This window comes from Acinetobacter sp. CAU_H_S139_7, from assembly GCF_058599305.1.
Genome location: NZ_CM178651.1, coordinates 3,619,681 through 3,638,650 on the forward strand (window position 1 = coordinate 3,619,681; position 18,970 = coordinate 3,638,650).

At 43.4% G+C, this 18,970-nt stretch carries 9 protein-coding genes, 2 tRNA genes and 3 rRNA genes; 6 read left to right on the forward strand and 8 right to left on the reverse strand.

What is annotated here, in order from left to right; translation table 11 throughout:
- Nucleotides 1–25: 25 nt before the first annotated feature.
- The 5 genes from ileS (at nucleotide 26) to AC4MC0_RS17430 (ending at nucleotide 6,241) form a co-directional block, all read left to right on the forward strand.
- Nucleotides 26–2,869 carry an isoleucine--tRNA ligase gene (ileS, locus tag AC4MC0_RS17410; protein WP_010325540.1) on the forward strand — a complete coding sequence of 948 codons (2,844 nt, stop codon included), beginning with the start codon at nucleotides 26–28 and terminating at the stop codon, nucleotides 2,867–2,869.
- The gene (lspA, locus tag AC4MC0_RS17415) at nucleotides 2,862–3,401 is read left to right on the forward strand and encodes a signal peptidase II (RefSeq protein WP_010325539.1); all 540 of its coding nucleotides are present in this window, start codon (nucleotides 2,862–2,864) and stop codon (nucleotides 3,399–3,401) included. Before ileS ends, lspA begins: the two co-directional genes overlap by 8 nt.
- A complete protein-coding gene (locus AC4MC0_RS17420) occupies nucleotides 3,394–3,876 on the forward strand; it encodes an FKBP-type peptidyl-prolyl cis-trans isomerase (protein WP_004684162.1) in 483 nt (160 codons plus the stop codon). The genes lspA and AC4MC0_RS17420 overlap by 8 nt, the downstream gene beginning before the upstream one ends.
- A gap of 155 nt (nucleotides 3,877–4,031) precedes the next feature.
- Nucleotides 4,032–4,574 carry an NADPH-dependent FMN reductase gene (locus tag AC4MC0_RS17425; RefSeq protein ID WP_114836732.1) on the forward strand — a complete coding sequence of 181 codons (543 nt, stop codon included), beginning with the start codon at nucleotides 4,032–4,034 and terminating at the stop codon, nucleotides 4,572–4,574.
- Between the two features lie 632 nt (nucleotides 4,575–5,206).
- Nucleotides 5,207–6,241 carry a TauD/TfdA family dioxygenase gene (locus AC4MC0_RS17430; RefSeq protein WP_491887181.1) on the forward strand — a complete coding sequence of 345 codons (1,035 nt, stop codon included), beginning with the start codon at nucleotides 5,207–5,209 and terminating at the stop codon, nucleotides 6,239–6,241.
- A 34-nt stretch (nucleotides 6,242–6,275) separates the two neighbouring features.
- Here AC4MC0_RS17430 and AC4MC0_RS17435 read toward each other — a convergent pair whose 3' ends face one another.
- The 7 genes from AC4MC0_RS17435 to tyrS all read right to left on the reverse strand — a co-directional run bounded on the left by AC4MC0_RS17435 (nucleotide 6,276) and on the right by tyrS (nucleotide 15,994).
- Nucleotides 6,276–7,433: a PQQ-dependent sugar dehydrogenase gene (locus AC4MC0_RS17435; RefSeq protein WP_491887182.1), complete on the reverse strand. Its 1,158-nt coding sequence runs from the start codon at nucleotides 7,431–7,433 to the stop codon at nucleotides 6,276–6,278.
- A gap of 611 nt (nucleotides 7,434–8,044) precedes the next feature.
- A 5S ribosomal RNA gene (rrf, locus tag AC4MC0_RS17440) occupies nucleotides 8,045–8,159 on the reverse strand.
- 210 nt (nucleotides 8,160–8,369) lie between these two features.
- A 23S ribosomal RNA gene (locus AC4MC0_RS17445) occupies nucleotides 8,370–11,263 on the reverse strand.
- 395 nt (nucleotides 11,264–11,658) lie between these two features.
- A tRNA-Ala gene (locus tag AC4MC0_RS17450) sits at nucleotides 11,659–11,734 on the reverse strand.
- 68 nt (nucleotides 11,735–11,802) lie between these two features.
- Nucleotides 11,803–11,879, reverse strand: a tRNA-Ile gene (locus AC4MC0_RS17455).
- A 61-nt stretch (nucleotides 11,880–11,940) separates the two neighbouring features.
- A 16S ribosomal RNA gene (locus AC4MC0_RS17460) occupies nucleotides 11,941–13,478 on the reverse strand.
- Together the 16S, 23S and 5S rRNA genes with 2 tRNA genes alongside form the textbook arrangement of a ribosomal RNA operon.
- A gap of 1,283 nt (nucleotides 13,479–14,761) precedes the next feature.
- Entirely contained in the window at nucleotides 14,762–15,994 is a 1,233-nt protein-coding gene (tyrS, locus tag AC4MC0_RS17465) for a tyrosine--tRNA ligase (RefSeq protein WP_278345301.1), read from the reverse strand.
- A 63-nt stretch (nucleotides 15,995–16,057) separates the two neighbouring features.
- On the opposite strand from tyrS, the gene AC4MC0_RS17470 reads away from it, so the two are divergent.
- Nucleotides 16,058–17,185: an anhydro-N-acetylmuramic acid kinase gene (locus AC4MC0_RS17470; protein ID WP_291389303.1), complete on the forward strand. Its 1,128-nt coding sequence runs from the start codon at nucleotides 16,058–16,060 to the stop codon at nucleotides 17,183–17,185.
- Nucleotides 17,186–17,296: 111 nt separating this feature from the next.
- Here AC4MC0_RS17470 and AC4MC0_RS17475 read toward each other — a convergent pair whose 3' ends face one another.
- Nucleotides 17,297–18,580 carry a lytic murein transglycosylase gene (locus AC4MC0_RS17475; RefSeq protein ID WP_058952470.1) on the reverse strand — a complete coding sequence of 428 codons (1,284 nt, stop codon included), beginning with the start codon at nucleotides 18,578–18,580 and terminating at the stop codon, nucleotides 17,297–17,299.
- Nucleotides 18,581–18,970 lie beyond the last annotated feature (390 nt).

Genomic DNA, 18,970 nt, shown 5'->3' on the forward strand with positions numbered 1-18,970 from the left:
CTGATTAAATTGGAAGACATCTTGCATGAGCGATAAGCAAACTACTGAAAATGCAGTGGATTATAAAGCCACACTCAACCTCCCAGGTACCGAATTTGCCATGAAAGCAAACCTTGCGGTGCGTGAAGCAAAATGGTTAGAAGAGTGGTATGCCGACAACATTTATCAGCAGATTCGTGCGTCGCGTATTGGCAAGAAAAAATATGTTCTGCATGATGGCCCTCCTTATGCAAATGGCCAAATTCACTTGGGTCATGCGGTTAATAAAGTTTTAAAAGATATCATTATTAAAAGTCGTATTCTTGACGGCTTCGATGCCCCTTATGTACCAGGTTGGGACTGTCACGGCCTTCCGATTGAACTGAAAGTAGAAGAGAAAGTCGGTAAAGTGGGCGTGAAGGTGGATGCTTCTACTTTCCGTAAAGCCTGCCGTGAATATGCTTACACCCAAGTTGAACTGCAAAAGAAAGACTTTGTGCGTATGGGCGTGTTTGGTGACTGGGACAATCCTTACCTGACCATGAACTTTAAGCAGGAAGCAGACATTGTGCGCTCTGTTGGCGCAATTGCGAAAGCAGGCCATATCGAACCAGGTCTTAAACCTGTGAACTGGTGTTTAGACTGTGGTTCAGCTTTGGCTGAAGCTGAAGTGGAATATGAAGATAAAAAATCTGACGCGATTGACGTTGGCTTTACGGTTGTCGACTTAAAAGACTTAAGCGCACGTTTAAATATCAACGTAGAAGCCGCAACAGATATCGTAATTTGGACCACCACACCTTGGACTTTGCCTGCAAACCAAGCAGTTGCCGTCCATGCTGAAATTGACTATCAACTAGTTCAAGTTAGCACCGACCGTGGCGTGCAAAACTTTATTTTAGCTAAAGACTTAGTTGAGTCGGCAGTTGAGCGTTATAAGCTTGAAAACCCTGTGGTTCTCGCTGATTTTAACGGCTCAGCAATCGAAAACCTATTATTACAACACCCGTTACTGACCGATCGTCAAGTGCCTGTGATTTTGGGTGAACATGTCATTGCAACCAGCGGTACAGGGGCGGTACATACTGCACCTGGCCATGGTGTAGACGACTATAAAGTTGGCTTACAGTACAACTTAAAAGTTGAAAACCCAGTGGGTGGTAATGGTGTGTATTTACCAACTTCACCGATTTTTGCAGGCGAGCACATCTACAAAGCCAATCCAAAAATCATTGAAGCATTGGATGCAGTTGGTCGCTTATGGGCACATCAACCGATCAAACATAGCTACCCACACTGCTGGCGCCATAAAACACCGATTATCTTCCGTGCGACCCCACAGTGGTTTATCAGCATGGATGCACAAGGTCTGCGTCAAAACGCTTTAAATGCGATCGAAAACGAGATCAGCTTTGTGCCTGATTGGGGTAAAAATCGTATTCAAGCCATGATCGAAGGTCGTCCAGACTGGTGTATCTCACGTCAACGTACGTGGGGTGTGCCAATCCCATTCTTCGTGCATAAAGACACCAACGAGCTCCATCCGCGCACAGCCGAGTTGATCGAAGAAGTCGCGAAATTGATCGAACAAGAAGGGATTGACGCTTGGTATAACCGTGAAGCGAAAGACTTTATCGGGGATGAAGCGGAACAGTACAACTGTGTGCGTGACACTTTAGACGTGTGGTTCGACTCAGGCACAACGCACTATGCCGTGTTGCGTGAACGCGAAGAACTCACCGATCCAGCCGATTTATACCTTGAAGGTTCAGACCAACACCGTGGTTGGTTCCAGTCTTCATTGCTCACCTCGATTGCGATCAATGAACGTGCGCCGTACAAAGGTTTACTGACCCATGGCTTCGTGGTGGATGAAAAAGGCCGTAAGATGTCAAAATCTTTGGGCAACATCATCACCCCACAAGACATCATTAAAGATATGGGTGCAGACGGCTTACGTTTCTGGATTGCATCGGCCGATTACCGTTATGAAATGACTGCAGGTAAAGAAATCTTTAACCGTGCATCAGATGGCTACCGCCGTATTCGTAATACTTTGCGTTTCTTATTGGCAAACTTGAATGGGTTCACACCATCGACGGATGCACTGCCTGTGGATCAATTGATCGCACTTGATCAATACATCTTGCAACGTGCAGCGGACGTACAGAAAACTATTCAGCAAGCCTACGAAGATATGAACTTCCATATCGTGGCAAATGCGCTGACCAACTTCTGTATCAATGACTTGGGTGGTTTCTACCTCGACATCATCAAAGACCGTCAGTACACCACCAAAGCCGATTCACAAGCGCGCCATTCAGCTCAAACTGCGCTGTATCATTTGGTGCAAGCCTTTGTACGTTGGATGTCACCAATCTTAAGCTTTACCGCTCAAGAAGCATGGCCACTGATTCCAGAACAAACTGAGAAATATGTGTTCACTGCGGAATGGTATGACATTCCTGTGGCTTCAAAAGCAAACTTGTTGTCTGAAGCCGATTGGCAAACGCTGATTGCAGTGAAGTCTGCGGTGAACAAGTTCATCGAAACTGCGCGTACCGCGAAAATCGTAGGTTCAAATCTCTCTGCCAAAGTTGAACTGTGGGCAGATGCAGAACTCAAAGACGTACTGGATCGTCTAGATGATGAACTTCGCTTTGTTATGATCACTTCACAAGTCTTGGTTAATGCATTCGATGCAACTCAAGGTGAAGCCTCTGATCTGGCAGGTCTGAATGTTCAAGTCTCAGCTGCTGATGGTGAAAAATGTGTACGCTGCTGGCATGTTCTGCCAGATGTGAATACACATGTTACACATCCAGGTCTATGTGGTCGTTGTATTATCAACCTTCCTACAGGCCAAGGCGAAGAGAGAAAGTATGCCTAACCCACAACATAAAAAGGGCTTATTCCAATTCTATCCGCACAATTTGGTGTGGGTAGGTTTGGCGATTCTAGCGATTGTCTTAGATCAATGGACCAAATGGATTGCCAGTACTCATCTGAATTATGCAGATCCAGTACCAGTCCTGCCCTTTTTGAATTGGACTTTATTGCATAACTATGGCGCAGCCTTTAGTTTCTTGTCCGATGCGGGCGGCTGGCAACGTTATTTCTTTACCTCTCTTGCAGGTATTGTGTCTGTCATTTTTCTGTTTTGGCTGATGCGTATGCCCAAAACCGTAAAAGTGCTGCCCATCGCGATTGCTCTTATTTTAGGTGGTGCTATAGGGAATTTAATTGACCGTGTAACCTTAGGCTACGTGGTTGATTTTATTCATGTGTACTATCAAAACAGCCACTTCCCTGCGTTTAATATTGCGGATAGTGCGATTACACTAGGAACGATCCTTTTGTTGATCGATACCTTTTTTCTCGAAAAAAACCGTATCCAACGTGCCGAAGTAAACCATGACTGATTTTATTAATCCCAATGAAGAAACTCGCGTAAGCGAAGGTTCAAAAGTAGAGTTACATTTTTCTGTGTGCATTGAAAATGGCGTAGAAATTGATAACACACGTAGCCGTGAAGAGCCTGTGAGCCTGGTGATGGGTGATGGCAGCTTACTTCCTGGTTTTGAAAAAGCCCTGTTCGGTTTACGTGCTGGCGACCGTCGTACGGTGAGCCTACCACCAGAAGATGCTTTTGGCCCGTGGAATCCTGAAAACGTACAACAGTTTGATACGGTCAAATTTGAACAGCGTCCTATTGAAGGGCACATGATCGAGTTTGAAGACAAAGCCAAACAAAGCCTGTATGGCGTAGTGAAAACTGTAGGTGATGACATCACCGAAGTCGACTTTAACCATCCATTGGCAGGTAAAGATATTACCTTTGAAGTTGAAATCTTCAAAGTAACGCCTGCTGGCCAACAAGGCATCAAAATTATGTAAAGCCACAGATCGATTGTCTGTGTGTCATTTAAAGCTCCTTCGGGGGCTTTTTTAATGCCTCAAACATTTGTCGATCAGATACATATTCAATCTATGCAAAGCCTAATTTTCATACTACCGTAGCGTAATCACATTTATTTTCCCAAGGATTTTTCATGAAAATTCAGGTCATTATAGGCAGTGTGCGCGAAGGTCGGACAGCCATTAAAGTTGCGCGATGGGTGCAAAAAGGCTTTGAACAACTAGAACTCAATACAGTCCAACTCGAGTTGGTCGACTTAAAAGAGTGGGATTTGCCAATTTTTTCAGGTGCCAATCCTCCTATGACGGGCATTTATGATCAACCCAAACAACAAGCATGGGCCGACCACATTGCCCAAGGTGATGCCTTTATTTTCATTAGCCCCGAATACAATCATGGTTATAGCCCTGCACTTAAAAATGCCTTGGATTATTTAGGCAAAGAATGGCAAGGCAAACCTGCGGCCTATATCAGTTATGGTGGTACCAATGGCTCACGCTCCATCGACCAAATTCGCCAAGTCGGTACTCAGCTCGGTCTGGTCGATACCAATGCGGTGATTGAAATTCGAGATATTTTTTCACGCAATAAAACCGAAGATTTTGAACCAAATCCTTTTGATGAGAAAAATTTAAAAGCAGCAATTGATAAACTCATTAAATATGTAAGCGCATAAGCATGAGATTCTTCTGTACGCTATTGCTTACAGTAACTTGAGTATTTGTCGGCTTTTCAATAAACAGCATCGACGCTATAGTTAAATCATACAGAGACAGGATGTCTCAGATGAAAAACAAAAATAACAACATACACAGCAGGATGCTGATCGGTAGGACAGGAGTTATACCGCTTGAAAGAATTTAAAAAGCCCTCGACAGGATGTCGGGGGCTTTTTAATTGTATTGATTTTTAGCTCAATATTTCTCTAAAAGTCCAAATCACGATCAGATATTAACGAACCTCTTATAAGCTTCAATACTTTAGAAGAAACTCATGAATACAAATCAAATTGGTCTGTCAGGATGACTATCCCAACTTAAATTTTCTAAAAATAATGATATAAAACAAATACATAAAAACATAGGAAATTTAAAAAACATCACTTCCATCCATCGTACATATTTAAGCGCTAATCCATAAAATATTAAGACTGTCACCGTTTGTCAGTATGTTCTTCTGCACAACGAAATATTACATCTGCTGGTCGAACTACACTTTATACTCTCGCCCACTGAACATTTGCCGCTTTAGCCAAAATGCTTCAGTCCAATACAATAAATTAAAAAAACAAAAATAGAGACCATTCACATGCAACTAAACACCACACTTTTAAATGATTATTGCAAAATTTATGTCGCTGACCCCGAATATACAGATGTAGATGCTCTAGCCGCCTATGTTAGAGTCCATCGCACAGAACTTATGCAAGAGTTGCATCAGTACGGCATCTTATTATTTCGTGGCTTTAAATTACAACGTCACTATGAATTTCATGAGCTCATCGAATATCATTTTCAGCTTGAACCTTGGCATACATTTACGCCTAAAAAATCAGGTTGGTTCGCCTCTTTCATTTGTAAATATAGCGAAAATCATGCAGGTCATGATAGACCTTATCTCAACCACAATACGGTGCAATTAGGCTCTGTTGAAAACTCAATTCAAGGTCCACATGTCGAAGGTGGCCTACACTCGACTCGCTCGCGTTATATTGCCTTGTTTTGCCAAGAACCCGCGGACCACTTACTCGAAACCGGGTTTAATAACCTCGAAAAAATTTGGGCCCATTTTCCAGTCAGCTCACAACAAAAATACTTAGGCGCATGGAACCATTTTTCTTATATTTCAACACGTAAGCTTAATCTATTTGATCGCTTGACCTTCAATAAAAACTCATTTGGTTTCCAGAAAAAATCAAATAAAGAAAGCAAACTTACCTTAAAACGCTCACCTTTCGTTGTCATACACCCGAACACGCAAAAGTTGATGATCCAGCCGTGGGCTTTTGCAAACAATACCAATTCTTTTGCCCATCAAGCTGCACAAAAAAGATTTAAGCAGCGAGGAAAGCTTCAACCAGACCCTACGGCTCATTGCATGCAACTGTCATGGGAACTTTTCACCCATGAAGGTGAAAAAATTGAATGGACCGATCAGGAAAAACAGCACTTCTTTGAAGCCTTATATCACGATGCACTCTTGCTCAAATGGCAAAAAGGGGATGTCGCCTTGATCGATAATATTAAAATTGTCCATTGGCGGATGAATGGCAAACAAGGACAACGAAAACTGATGCAGATCCAAGCCAATGTCTTCAATGCCGATCAACATGCTGCGCTTTAAAACCGACTTTCCTAGCAACACTCTGTTCGGGTGATTAATGTGAAAGCAGCTGAATTAAATCTGCATGTTTCCCATCCTCAATCACCCAAATACTGCCATCTTTCGCTTGTTGTAGACCACGGATACGTTCTTTCATATCTATCCGTTGGATTTCTTTTACTGGCTGTGCTGTGGTGTCTACAATAATTAATGCTTCAGATGAAAGCCCACCAATGATGGCTTTATCCCACCACTTTGGAAACATCTGTCCCGTATAAAAAATCAAACTCGATGGAGAGATTACGGGTGTCCAGTCTAATTTTGGCGCTTCAAACTCAGGCCGCGTGGCGTGGTCAGGGATATTCAAACCACTATAATGATCACCATTCGAAACGATTGGATAACCATAGTTTTTAGCCTTTTGAATTAAATTAAGCTCATCCCCACCTTTGGGGCCCATTTCAACCACCCAAAGTTGTTTTTTTGCATCCAAAGCCATTCCTAAAGGATTACGATGCCCCAAACTCCATATTTGTTTTGCGATATCCCCCTGCGTCTGAAATGGATTATCTAAGGCAACCGAACCATCATCATTCAAACGAATCATTTTCCCAAGGTTCGATGTCAAATCTTGTGCAGGATCAAACTTTTGCCGTTCTCCTGAACTAATCCATAATTTTCCTGCACCATCAAATAACATCCGATGTGCATAATGCCCCTGCCCACGCACCTTCGGTGCTTGTTTCCATATCATTTTAAGGTTGTCTAATTGTGGCTGCGCCTGATCTAAATTCAAATCAGCACGAATCACAACCGCACCATAACCACCTTGCCCTGCTTCTGCATAGCTAAGATAAATTTGATGGTTTTGTGCAAACTCAGGATGTAAAACAATATCACCTAATCCGCCTTGGCCACCATAAGCCACTTTAGGTATATTCCTAATGAGAGTCTTTGTCTGATCTATAGGATTAAATAAAATCAACTGTCCTGATCTTTCAGTAATTAATAATCGCCCATCAGGCAATACCGCTAATGCCCATGGCTCATTAAATTCAGCAATATGCTTTAACTGCATAGATTTGCCTAAAGAAGCAGAACTGTCCTGTTGTTCATGTGCTGCTGACTCCGCTGGTCTTTGTGCATGACATGCCATTAATCCAAAAAATGCACTCACTGCCATCAACAAACAAAAAGCTTTTTTTCTCAGCATTGCCTTCCCCATTAAATGCACGATCACCATTCATTGTAGAGAAATCATAAGTACAAGGTTATCCGCTTTGGTAACAAGATGAATCTGTGTAAGCCAAAGCTTACAAAAACTGAGGAAAGTGACCACTAGCCTTAAAACAGCTTACAGCATATATTAAATACATCAGGAGACAGGAAGTTTCCCAAACTTAAAACAATAATAATCAGTTTGAGCATCAGGATGTGAGATATGACAGGAGTTGTATCTAAGCACTGAAATACAAAGAAACCTCGACAGGATGTCGGGGTTTCTTTTTTATTGAGCACATTAAAATCTAAATCAAAACCTGTTTTGGCATATTTTGCATGATCACGAGTTAACTATAGCCATTCTTTTCCAACGGATATAGATGAAATAGCTGTTTAAATGCTCAAAATATACACAAATACTTAGTTAAAATTTCTTTTAGTGAAGAAGAAACCATCAAATTCAAGTGATAAAAACTAAACCTATTAAATATTAACGGCTATTTTTAGCTAATATTTTTCTTGTCTCTCATTTAAATTATTGAATATATGTTGCATAAAAAAATCCCCCTATCTCATTTGAGTTAGGGGGATTTAGAATTAATGAGCTGGCGATGACTTACTCTCACATGGATAACTCCACACTACCATCAGCGCTAAGAGGTTTCACTTCTGAGTTCGGGAAGGGATCAGGTGGTTCACTCTTGCTATTGTCGCCAGCACAACTGTTTATGACTATTCGTTGGGTCTTATTTACACATTGTGTATGCCTAACTTTCATCAAATGAGTTATTAACAGACATATTTGAGTTTCTTGCGACAATCTAAAGCAGTGCTTTATCTTATCTCATTGAACATTGTACTTAGCTTTATAACTAAATCAAGTTGTTTGCAGTGATTTGAACCACAACACCAACTGTTTGGGTGTTGTATAGTCAAGCCTCACGAGCAATTAGTATTGGTCAGCTTCACATATCACTATGCTTCCACATCCAACCTATCAACGTCGTAGTCTTCAACGGCTCTTTAGAGGACATAAAGTCCTAGGGAAATCTTATCTTGAGGTAGGCTTCCCGCTTAGATGCTTTCAGCGGTTATCCCTTCCGAACATAGCTACCCGGCGATGCGACTGGCGTCACAACCGGTACACCAGAGGTTCGTCCACTCTGGTCCTCTCGTACTAGGAGCAGATCCTCTCAAATTTCCAACGCCCACGGTAGATAGGGACCGAACTGTCTCACGACGTTCTAAACCCAGCTCGCGTACCTCTTTAAATGGCGAACAGCCATACCCTTGGGACCTGCTTCAGCCCCAGGATGAGATGAGCCGACATCGAGGTGCCAAACACCGCCGTCGATATGAACTCTTGGGCGGTATCAGCCTGTTATCCCCAGAGTACCTTTTATCCGTTGAGCGATGGCCCTTCCATACAGAACCACCGGATCACTAAGACCTACTTTCGTACCTGCTCGACTTGTGGGTCTCGCAGTTAAGCGCGCTTTTGCCTTTATACTCTACGCGTGATTTCCGACCACGCTGAGCGCACCTTCGTACTCCTCCGTTACTCTTTAGGAGGAGACCGCCCCAGTCAAACTACCCACCAGACATGGTCCTCGTCCCGGATAACGGGACAGAGTTAGAACCTCAATATTACCAGGGTGGTATTTCAAGATTGGCTCCACCGAAACTAGCGTCTCGGTTTCAAAGCCTCCCACCTATCCTACACAAGTAAGATCAAAGTTCAATGTCAAGCTGCAGTAAAGGTTCACGGGGTCTTTCCGTCTAGCCGCGGGTACACCGCATCTTCACGGCGAATTCGATTTCACTGAGTCTCTGCTGGAGACAGCGCCCCCATCATTATGCCATTCGTGCAGGTCGGAACTTACCCGACAAGGAATTTCGCTACCTTAGGACCGTTATAGTTACGGCCGCCGTTTACTGGGGCTTCGATCAAGAGCTTCGCTTACGCTAACCCCATCAATTAACCTTCCAGCACCGGGCAGGCATCACACCCTATACGTCCACTTTCGTGTTTGCAGAGTGCTATGTTTTTAATAAACAGTTGCAGGGGCCTGGTTTCTGTGGCTGCCAATAGCTCAAGGAGTAAATCCTATCACCGTCGGCAGCGTACCTTCTCCCGAAGTTACGGTACCATTTTGCCTAGTTCCTTCAGCAGAGTTCTCTCAAGCGCTTTGGTCTACTCGACCTGACCACCTGTGTCGGTTTCGGGTACGATTCCTATGTAACTGAAGCTTAGAGACTTTTCCTGGAAGCATGGTATCAGCCACTTCACTGTACAAGTACAGCTTGCTATCAGTTCTCAGCATAGAGTACCCCGGATTTGCCTAAGATACATGCCTACAACCTTCCACCTGGACAACCAACGCCAGGCTGACTTAACCTTCTCCGTCCTCTCATCGCATTACATAGAAGTATTGGAATATTAACCAATTTCCCATCGACTACGCCTCTCGGCCTCGCCTTAGGGGTCGACTCACCCAGCCCCGATTAACGTTGGACTGGAACCCTTGGTCTTTCAGCGTGCGAGTTTTTCACTCGCATTGTCGTTACTCACGTCAGCATTCGCACTTCTGATACCTCCAGCATACTTCTCAATACACCTTCATCGGCTTACAGAACGCTCCCCTACCACTTGCAATAAATTGCAAATCCGCAGCTTCGGCATATAGTTTTAGCCCCGTTACATCTTCCGCGCAGGCCGACTCGACTAGTGAGCTATTACGCTTTCTTTAAAGGGTGGCTGCTTCTAAGCCAACCTCCTAGCTGTCTATGCCTTCCCACATCGTTTCCCACTTAACTATAATTTTGGGGCCTTAGCTGGCGGTCTGGATTGTTTTCCTCTTGACTACGGACGTTAGCACCCGCAGTCTGTCTCCCGGATAGTACTCATTGGTATTCGGAGTTTGCATCGGTTTGGTAAGTCGGGATGACCCCCTAGCCGAAACAGTGCTCTACCCCCAATGGTATTCGTCCGAGGCGCTACCTAAATAGCTTTCGGGGAGAACCAGCTATCACCGAGTTTGATTAGCCTTTCACCCCTATCCACAAGTCATCCCCTGGCTTTTCAACGACAGTGGGTTCGGTCCTCCAGTTAGTGTTACCCAACCTTCAACCTGCTCATGGATAGATCACCCGGTTTCGGGTCTACACCCAGCAACTAAACGCCCTATTAAGACTCGATTTCTCTACGGCTCCCCTATGCGGTTAACCTTGCTACTGAATGTAAGTCGCTGACCCATTATACAAAAGGTACGCAGTCACCGAACAAGTCGGCTCCCACTGCTTGTATGCATGCGGTTTCAGGATCTATTTCACTCCCCTCACAGGGGTTCTTTTCGCCTTTCCCTCACGGTACTGGTTCACTATCGGTCAGTCAGGAGTATTTAGCCTTGGAGGATGGTCCCCCCATATTCAGACAAGGTTTCACGTGCCCCGCCCTACTCGACATCATCATATCAGCCCTTTCGTGTACAGGACTATCACCCACTATGGTTGCACTTCCCAGAGCATTCCACTAAAACTGATATGACTTAATGGGCTTTTCCCCGTTCGCTCGCCGCTACTGAGGGAATCTCAATTGATTTCTTTTCCTAAGGGTACTGAGATGTTTCACTTCCCCTCGTTCGCCTCGTATGACTATGTATTCATCATACGATACCTGCCTTATGACAGGTGGGTTTCCCCATTCAGAAATCTCCGGATCACAGGATATTTGCCGCCTCCCCGGAGCTTATCGCAGGCTATTACGTCTTTCATCGCCTCTGACTGCCAAGGCATCCACCACATGCACTTAATTACTTGACTATACAACCCCAAACAGTCGTTAATCCCTACAAGTAGGATTAAGACAGTCTATGATGATTTCTCATCACTTCCTTACAGTTTGTTGTTCTGTGTACTTAAACACTGTACAGCTTCAATTCAATTCACATACCAAAACGCTTGATTCAGTTAATTTCGCTAGTAACTCATTTCTTCAATCTTCATCAATCAGTAATAAATCACTGTTAATGTCAATCTTAAAAACGAGTATGAACAAATTATTTCAACTCAAATATATTCTGTTAATGATTTTTCCAGCCTTCGTCAGGTCAGGAAACTGTGATAAATCACAGAAGTTAATAAAATGCAAACTAATGTCTACTTCTTACTAATTTCTATAATCTAACTACTTAGCTTATATATTGATGAACAATATATGGTGGAGACTAGGAGAGTCGAACTCCTGACCTCCTGCGTGCAAAGCAGGCGCTCTACCAACTAAGCTAAGTCCCCAGCTTATCAATAAGTCAATGTCTCTGTTTTTCTGTATTCAGCATTTAATAATGCTTGTTAGTCAGATTTGGTGGGTCTGACAAGACTTGAACTTGTGACCCCACGCTTATCAAGCGTGTGCTCTAACCAACTGAGCTACAGACCCTCAGATACATCGTCATGAAGAACAACTTGTTGTGGATTCTTACCAATCGTCAATCTTTCGTTAAGGAGGTGATCCAGCCGCAGGTTCCCCTACGGCTACCTTGTTACGACTTCACCCCAGTCATCGGCCACACCGTGGTAAGCGTCCTCCTTGCGGTTAGACTACCTACTTCTGGTGCAACAAATTCCCATGGTGTGACGGGCGGTGTGTACAAGGCCCGGGAACGTATTCACCGCGGCATTCTGATCCGCGATTACTAGCGATTCCGACTTCATGGAGTCGAGTTGCAGACTCCAATCCGGACTACGATCGGCTTTTTGAGATTAGCATCCTATCGCTAGGTAGCAACCCTTTGTACCGACCATTGTAGCACGTGTGTAGCCCTGGTCGTAAGGGCCATGATGACTTGACGTCGTCCCCGCCTTCCTCCAGTTTGTCACTGGCAGTATCCTTAAAGTTCCCGGCTTAACCCGCTGGCAAATAAGGAAAAGGGTTGCGCTCGTTGCGGGACTTAACCCAACATCTCACGACACGAGCTGACGACAGCCATGCAGCACCTGTATGTAAGTTCCCGAAGGCACCAATCCATCTCTGGAAAGTTCTTACTATGTCAAGACCAGGTAAGGTTCTTCGCGTTGCATCGAATTAAACCACATGCTCCACCGCTTGTGCGGGCCCCCGTCAATTCATTTGAGTTTTAGTCTTGCGACCGTACTCCCCAGGCGGTCTACTTATCGCGTTAGCTGCGCCACTAAAGCCTCAAAGGCCCCAACGGCTAGTAGACATCGTTTACGGCATGGACTACCAGGGTATCTAATCCTGTTTGCTCCCCATGCTTTCGTACCTCAGCGTCAGTATTAGGCCAGATGGCTGCCTTCGCCATCGGTATTCCTCCAGATCTCTACGCATTTCACCGCTACACCTGGAATTCTACCATCCTCTCCCATACTCTAGCTTCCCAGTATCGAATGCAATTCCTAAGTTAAGCTCAGGGATTTCACATCCGACTTAAGAAGCCGCCTACGCACGCTTTACGCCCAGTAAATCCGATTAACGCTCGCACCCTCTGTATTACCGCGGCTGCTGGCACAGAGTTAGCCGGTGCTTATTCTGCGAGTAACGTCCACTATCCTAGAGTATTAATCTAAGTAGCCTCCTCCTCGCTTAAAGTGCTTTACAACCAAAAGGCCTTCTTCACACACGCGGCATGGCTGGATCAGGCTTTCGCCCATTGTCCAATATTCCCCACTGCTGCCTCCCGTAGGAGTCTGGGCCGTGTCTCAGTCCCAGTGTGGCGGATCATCCTCTCAGACCCGCTACAGATCGTCGCCTTGGTAGGCCTTTACCCCACCAACTAGCTAATCTGACTTAGGCTCATCTATTAGCGCAAGGTCCGAAGATCCCCTGCTTTCCCCCGTAGGGCGTATGCGGTATTAGCATTCCTTTCGGAATGTTGTCCCCCACTAATAGGCAGATTCCTAAGCATTACTCACCCGTCCGCCGCTAGGTCAGGTAGCAAGCTACCCTTCCCCGCTCGACTTGCATGTGTTAAGCCTGCCGCCAGCGTTCAATCTGAGCCATGATCAAACTCTTCAGTTAAAAATCATTAGTAGCTTATGGCTACAAATCTTGGCTCATCAATTTTCTGACAAATATTTCTCAAATAAACTTCGAGTAATTTTTACCATTCAATCAATGAAATATTTTCGATCGATCAATCAGTAAAAATCCACACAAGTTGTTCTTCATAATCTCTTAATGATCTTTCTAACACCTCGTCAGTGCTAGAAGCTGGACTCAATATACTCAACAACTCAGCACTTCGTGCTTCGTTCGTTTCCGTCTATCTCGTCGGTATGGGGTGCATTCTAGACCATTACGAAATCTTTGCAACCCCCAAATTCACTTATTTGAAACGGGCGTTGGTTTTTTCTACAAGATTTAAGAAAAACCGTATTTTTCATCTATTTTTTGATCATATTTATAATTTTTTCTCTTATTTCTTTCAATATGAGCCTTTCATTTCCAATCTTTAAAAGTCTTTTAAGCTTAAAATTTAAGCCTTAACATTTATTTTTTCTTTAGGATGAGTCTTATCTATCTTCTAGCAACATTTTCGGACTTAAAATCACTCTGTATTTCTTTCATCTCTGTGTTTTTGATAAATCATCTTTCTAAAGACGTAGTTCTTTTATATTTAATACGCGCCTAAGCTGAAAAACTGCCACATCGCTATAAAAGCACCTAATATTTAGCAAGAATGGAATGCTTAGTCTGTTTTTATTTCATTCGCGTAATAGCAAAGCCCTCTTCTATCTATACCATGGTCAAGATAATTCAAGACAGAGCTGAAATAACAGCCACGATAAAGCTTGATGATACGAAGCATCTGGATATAAGTAGAAAACGCAGTGCTATATACCTATAAAGCTGATGACCAGCTTTATTTAAAAGTCTATTGCACCTAACTTTTATGACAGCTCGTTATTTGTCTGCGAGAAACTGATTTTAAAAACTAAATTTTTGCCAATAAAAAAGGAAGAGATCTCTCCCAAAACCTCTTCCTCGGAGTTAGATCGTTATCTGATCCATAGATGTCATTATTATAGTTATCTTAAAAAAAGTCCCTTGGGGAAGAGACTTGAAAACTGTGGAGAGTTATTCTTATTGACCCTTCTAGCGATATTAAAAACATCGACTAGACGTTGAAATCTTATACACACTCATTTTAAATTGCAATATTTTTGGAAAAAATTAAGCATTGTTTTTATAAGGTTTTTTTTGAATTTACTTATTTGATTTTTTTATAAAGATTAAAAAAATAAAAAGCAGGCCGAAGCCTGCTTTTATATCAATAACTTAAAGCATATATATGCACTGACTTAGTCTGTAAAAGTGACTTTGGCAATGGCTTTTTTACCCGACTGGACAATTAAAGTGACATTTTCTTTAACAGAGAAACCCATATCGACCACGTTCCAATCAACTTTGACCGCACCACGACCCACGGCATCTTTTGCCGCTGCAGCATTTGGGTTTAAGCCCGCTACGCGAAGAATTGTTGCAATAAACAACTCGCCACCAAATTCTGCACGTGAAATTGTCACTTCTGGTGTCCCTTCGGGTAGTTCACCCTCAGTAATCAGGTTGCCTGCACCTTTATGTGCATTTTCTGCTGCTTCTGCACCATGGAAACGCTCTACCAACTCAAGAGCTAGAATTTTCTTCACTTCTTGTGGATTACGCCCTTCAGCAATTTCTTTTAGCAGGACTTTAATATCATCAACGGATTTAAAGCTGAGTAAATCGAAATAGCGTTCAATTAATGCATCTGGCATCGAAAGGACTTTCTGATACATCGCCCCTGGTGCATCAAATACCCCAATATAATTACCCAAAGACTTAGACATTTTGTTCACACCGTCTAAACCTTCAAGGATTGGCACTGTAATGCAGACTTGCGCTTCTTGATCATAACGACCTTGAAGTGTACGCCCCATCAATAAGTTAAAGGTTTGGTCCGTACCGCCTAACTCAACATCTGCCTCAAGGGCAATCGAGTCATAGCCTTGAACCAATGGATATAAAAACTCATGAATTGCGATTGGTTGATGGTTGTTATAACGCTTGGTGAAGTCATCACGCTCAAGCATACGTGCAACCGTTTGCTGTGATGCCAACTGAATTAAATCAGCCGCTGTTTTGGTTGCAAACCATTCTGAGTTGAAGCGCACTTTGGTTTTATTAGGATCAAGAATTTTAAACACTTGTTCTTGATACGTTTTTGCATTTTCAAGCACTTGCTCACGCGACAATGGTGGACGTGTTGCACTTTTTCCAGTTGGGTCACCGATCATCGCGGTATAGTCCCCAATCAAGAAGGTCACGTCATGACCCAAGTCTTGGAAAGTTTTCAGTTTATTAATTAAAACCGTATGCCCCAAGTGCAAGTCAGGCGCAGTCGGGTCAAAGCCCGCTTTAATTTTTAAAGGACGATTTTCTTTTAATTTCTTCAGAAGATCTTCTTCAGAAATAATTTCATGCGTGCCTCGTTGAATGAGAGCAAGTTGTTCTTCAGCCGGCAGGAAATTTGACATCACAAAACCCAAACACATCAGTTATTCAATTTGTGCGATATACTAACACTTTTTCAGCACATTGCAGGCTTTAGAATAATCATGACAGCGATCTATATTGGGGTAATGACCGGCACCAGCATGGATGGTGTTGATATTGTTGCTGCTTCTTTTGATCCATTACAGCTTCACGCCACCCTCACTCTTTCTTTCGACCCAGATTTACGCGATGAACTGATGGCACTCACTTTGCCTGGTGACAATGAAATTGACCGTATGGGCAACGCAGATGTGGCTTTAGCAAAGATGATTGGCGAAGGCATCAATCAGCTGATTGAGCAAAGTCATTTAGATCGTAGTCAAATCAAAGCGATTGGCTCACATGGACAAACCATTCGCCATCGCCCAGAGCACGGCTTTACCCTGCAAATTGGTGACCCAAACATCATCACTGAAATCACCCAAATTCCGGTGATTTCAGACTTTCGACGTCGTGATATGGCCGCAGGTGGCCAAGGTGCCCCGCTGGTTCCTGCGTTTCACCAAGATATGTTCCAACATGAAAGCATTCATCGCGTCATCTTAAACCTAGGCGGCATCGCCAATGTCAGCATGTTACCCGCAGGCCAACCTGATCAGGTCTACGGTTTTGATACAGGCCCAGCCAACATTTTAATGGACGCTTGGTGTGAACGCTTTACTGGACAGCCCTATGATGAAAATGGCAATTGGGCAGCTTATGGCCATCCAATTCGTAGCTTGCTTGATCGGCTACAATCCCATGAGTATTTTTCTAAAGAACCACCGAAAAGCACTGGCCGTGAAGACTTTAACCTCGAATGGTTAGATGAACAAATTGCCGACTGGCGCAATGACCTTGAATATGACGAGCTTGAAGATAGTCCAGAAAATGTTCAAGCCACCTTAATGAAGCTCACCACGCGCGCCATTAAAAAAGCCATCTATCGCTCCGATATGGATACGGGTGAAGTCTACGTCTGCGGCGGTGGTGCGTATAACTCGCATCTTTTAGAACAATTACGCTGGCGCTTACGTAAACACAATTGGTCTGTACAAACCACCTCCGCCATTGGCTTAGCCCCAACGTGGGTAGAAGCAACCGCCTTTGCTTGGTTGGCTATGCGCTTTATCCAGCAACTCAGTGGCAACTTGCCGACAGTGACAGGCGCACAGGGCAACCGTATTCTCGGGACAATTACCGCGGTTTAAACATCACAGTGCTTCTGACCTTTTAGTCGCAACCAGTGCAAATCAAAAAAGCCAGTCAGGTGAATAACCGACTGGCTTTTTATCTATCTCAGCGATTTTTTGCTGTTAATGTTAACGCATCATCAACTTGGCATTTTCCTGACGAAAGGCTTTTAAAATTTGCTGTCCCGCTCGTCCCGTCGGACTTAAACCTAAACGGATTTGCTCCTGTCGAATGGCTTGACGAGTTTTATCACCAATCAAACCATCTACCGCGCCAATATCATAGCCACGATTCAGTAAAAACTGCTGAATTTCACGACGTTCAGAACGTGAAGTGCCTGCATCATCAGTTGGCCAAGTTGTACTAAAACCGCCTTGCCCTTGTAAACGGTCTGACAAATGCGCAATCGCTAATGCATAACTTTCTGCTGCGTTATAACTATAGATTGCATCAAAGTTTTTAAACACTAAAAACAGTGGACCATTTTCACCAGCAGGTGCCATCAACCCCGCTTGCGAGCTAGAAGATAAATTGCCTTGAATTAACGCTGAGCCATCTGCACGTACCAAGCCATTTTGCATCCAGTAAGATAAGGACTTCTTATTGCGACGACTTTCACCACTCAGAGAGATCGCTTGCGGATTTTTCACTTCAAATCCCCAAGGTTGCCCAGTTTGCCAACCGCGTTTTTTGAGGAAATTGGCTGTTGATGCTAAAGCATCTGTAGTACTCGACACCAAATCACGGCGTCCATCGCCATCAAAGTCGACGGCCAGCTCTTCATACGTCGATGGCATAAACTGGGTATGGCCAAACGCACCTGCCCATGAGCCTTTCAGTTGTGGCTCCGTTAAATCGCCACGCTGTAAAATACGCATAGCGGCAAAAAACTCTCCACGGAAATAGCTTTGGCGGCGCCCTTCACAACTCAATGTGCCTAAAGCTTGTAATAATGGATATTTACCTGAAATATCGCCAAAATTACTTTCCACGCCCCACACGGCAACCACGGTCTCCGCAGGCACACCATATGCTGCCGCAACACGATTCAACACTTCACGATGCTGCGCCAATTTTTGCTGACCTACCGCAACACGCTCATCATCCACCAATCCTGACAAATAATCCCAAATCGGCGTGGAAAATTCAGGTTGGTAATTTAATTTTTCAATCACAGAATAATCAGGCGCTAAATTTTGTGTGTAGCGATCATAAGTGGACGCAGACACACCATTCGAAATCGCTTGGTTTTTTAAATTGGCAATACAGCTTTGAAATGAATTCTGAGGACGATAATCGGAAGTTGCGACATTTGAACTGCCTGTAACTTTTTGACCATTAATAATAAGCTCAGCATTCGCCTGAGTCGCCGCTAAAAAAAATGAACCTAAAAGAAAAGCAAAACGGTGCATAAAATCCCTAATGATTCTTTATCTCTGAATTATGCTTTTAACCTTAACACTTTCGATTTCACTTTTCTGAATCAAAACGTAAATGAATATTCATTCTGGTTTAAATTCAAAACCATCTTTTAAATTTAAAACCACTTATCCACAACACTACAGATCTCAACTTTTGAATTCAAAAACAACCTTTAGTTCAGCAAGCACTTTAAATTCAATCATCTTGTTTTAAATTTATTTTATCCACATTTTTATTTAACCTTCATAATCAACAACATACAAAGAATTAAACTTCGAAACCCAAGCTCAATATTTTTAAATTCAAAACTTTAAATTCATCTCACAGACTTTAAATTTATTGTTTTGAATTTAAATTCAAACAGCATCAAAACGTTTAAA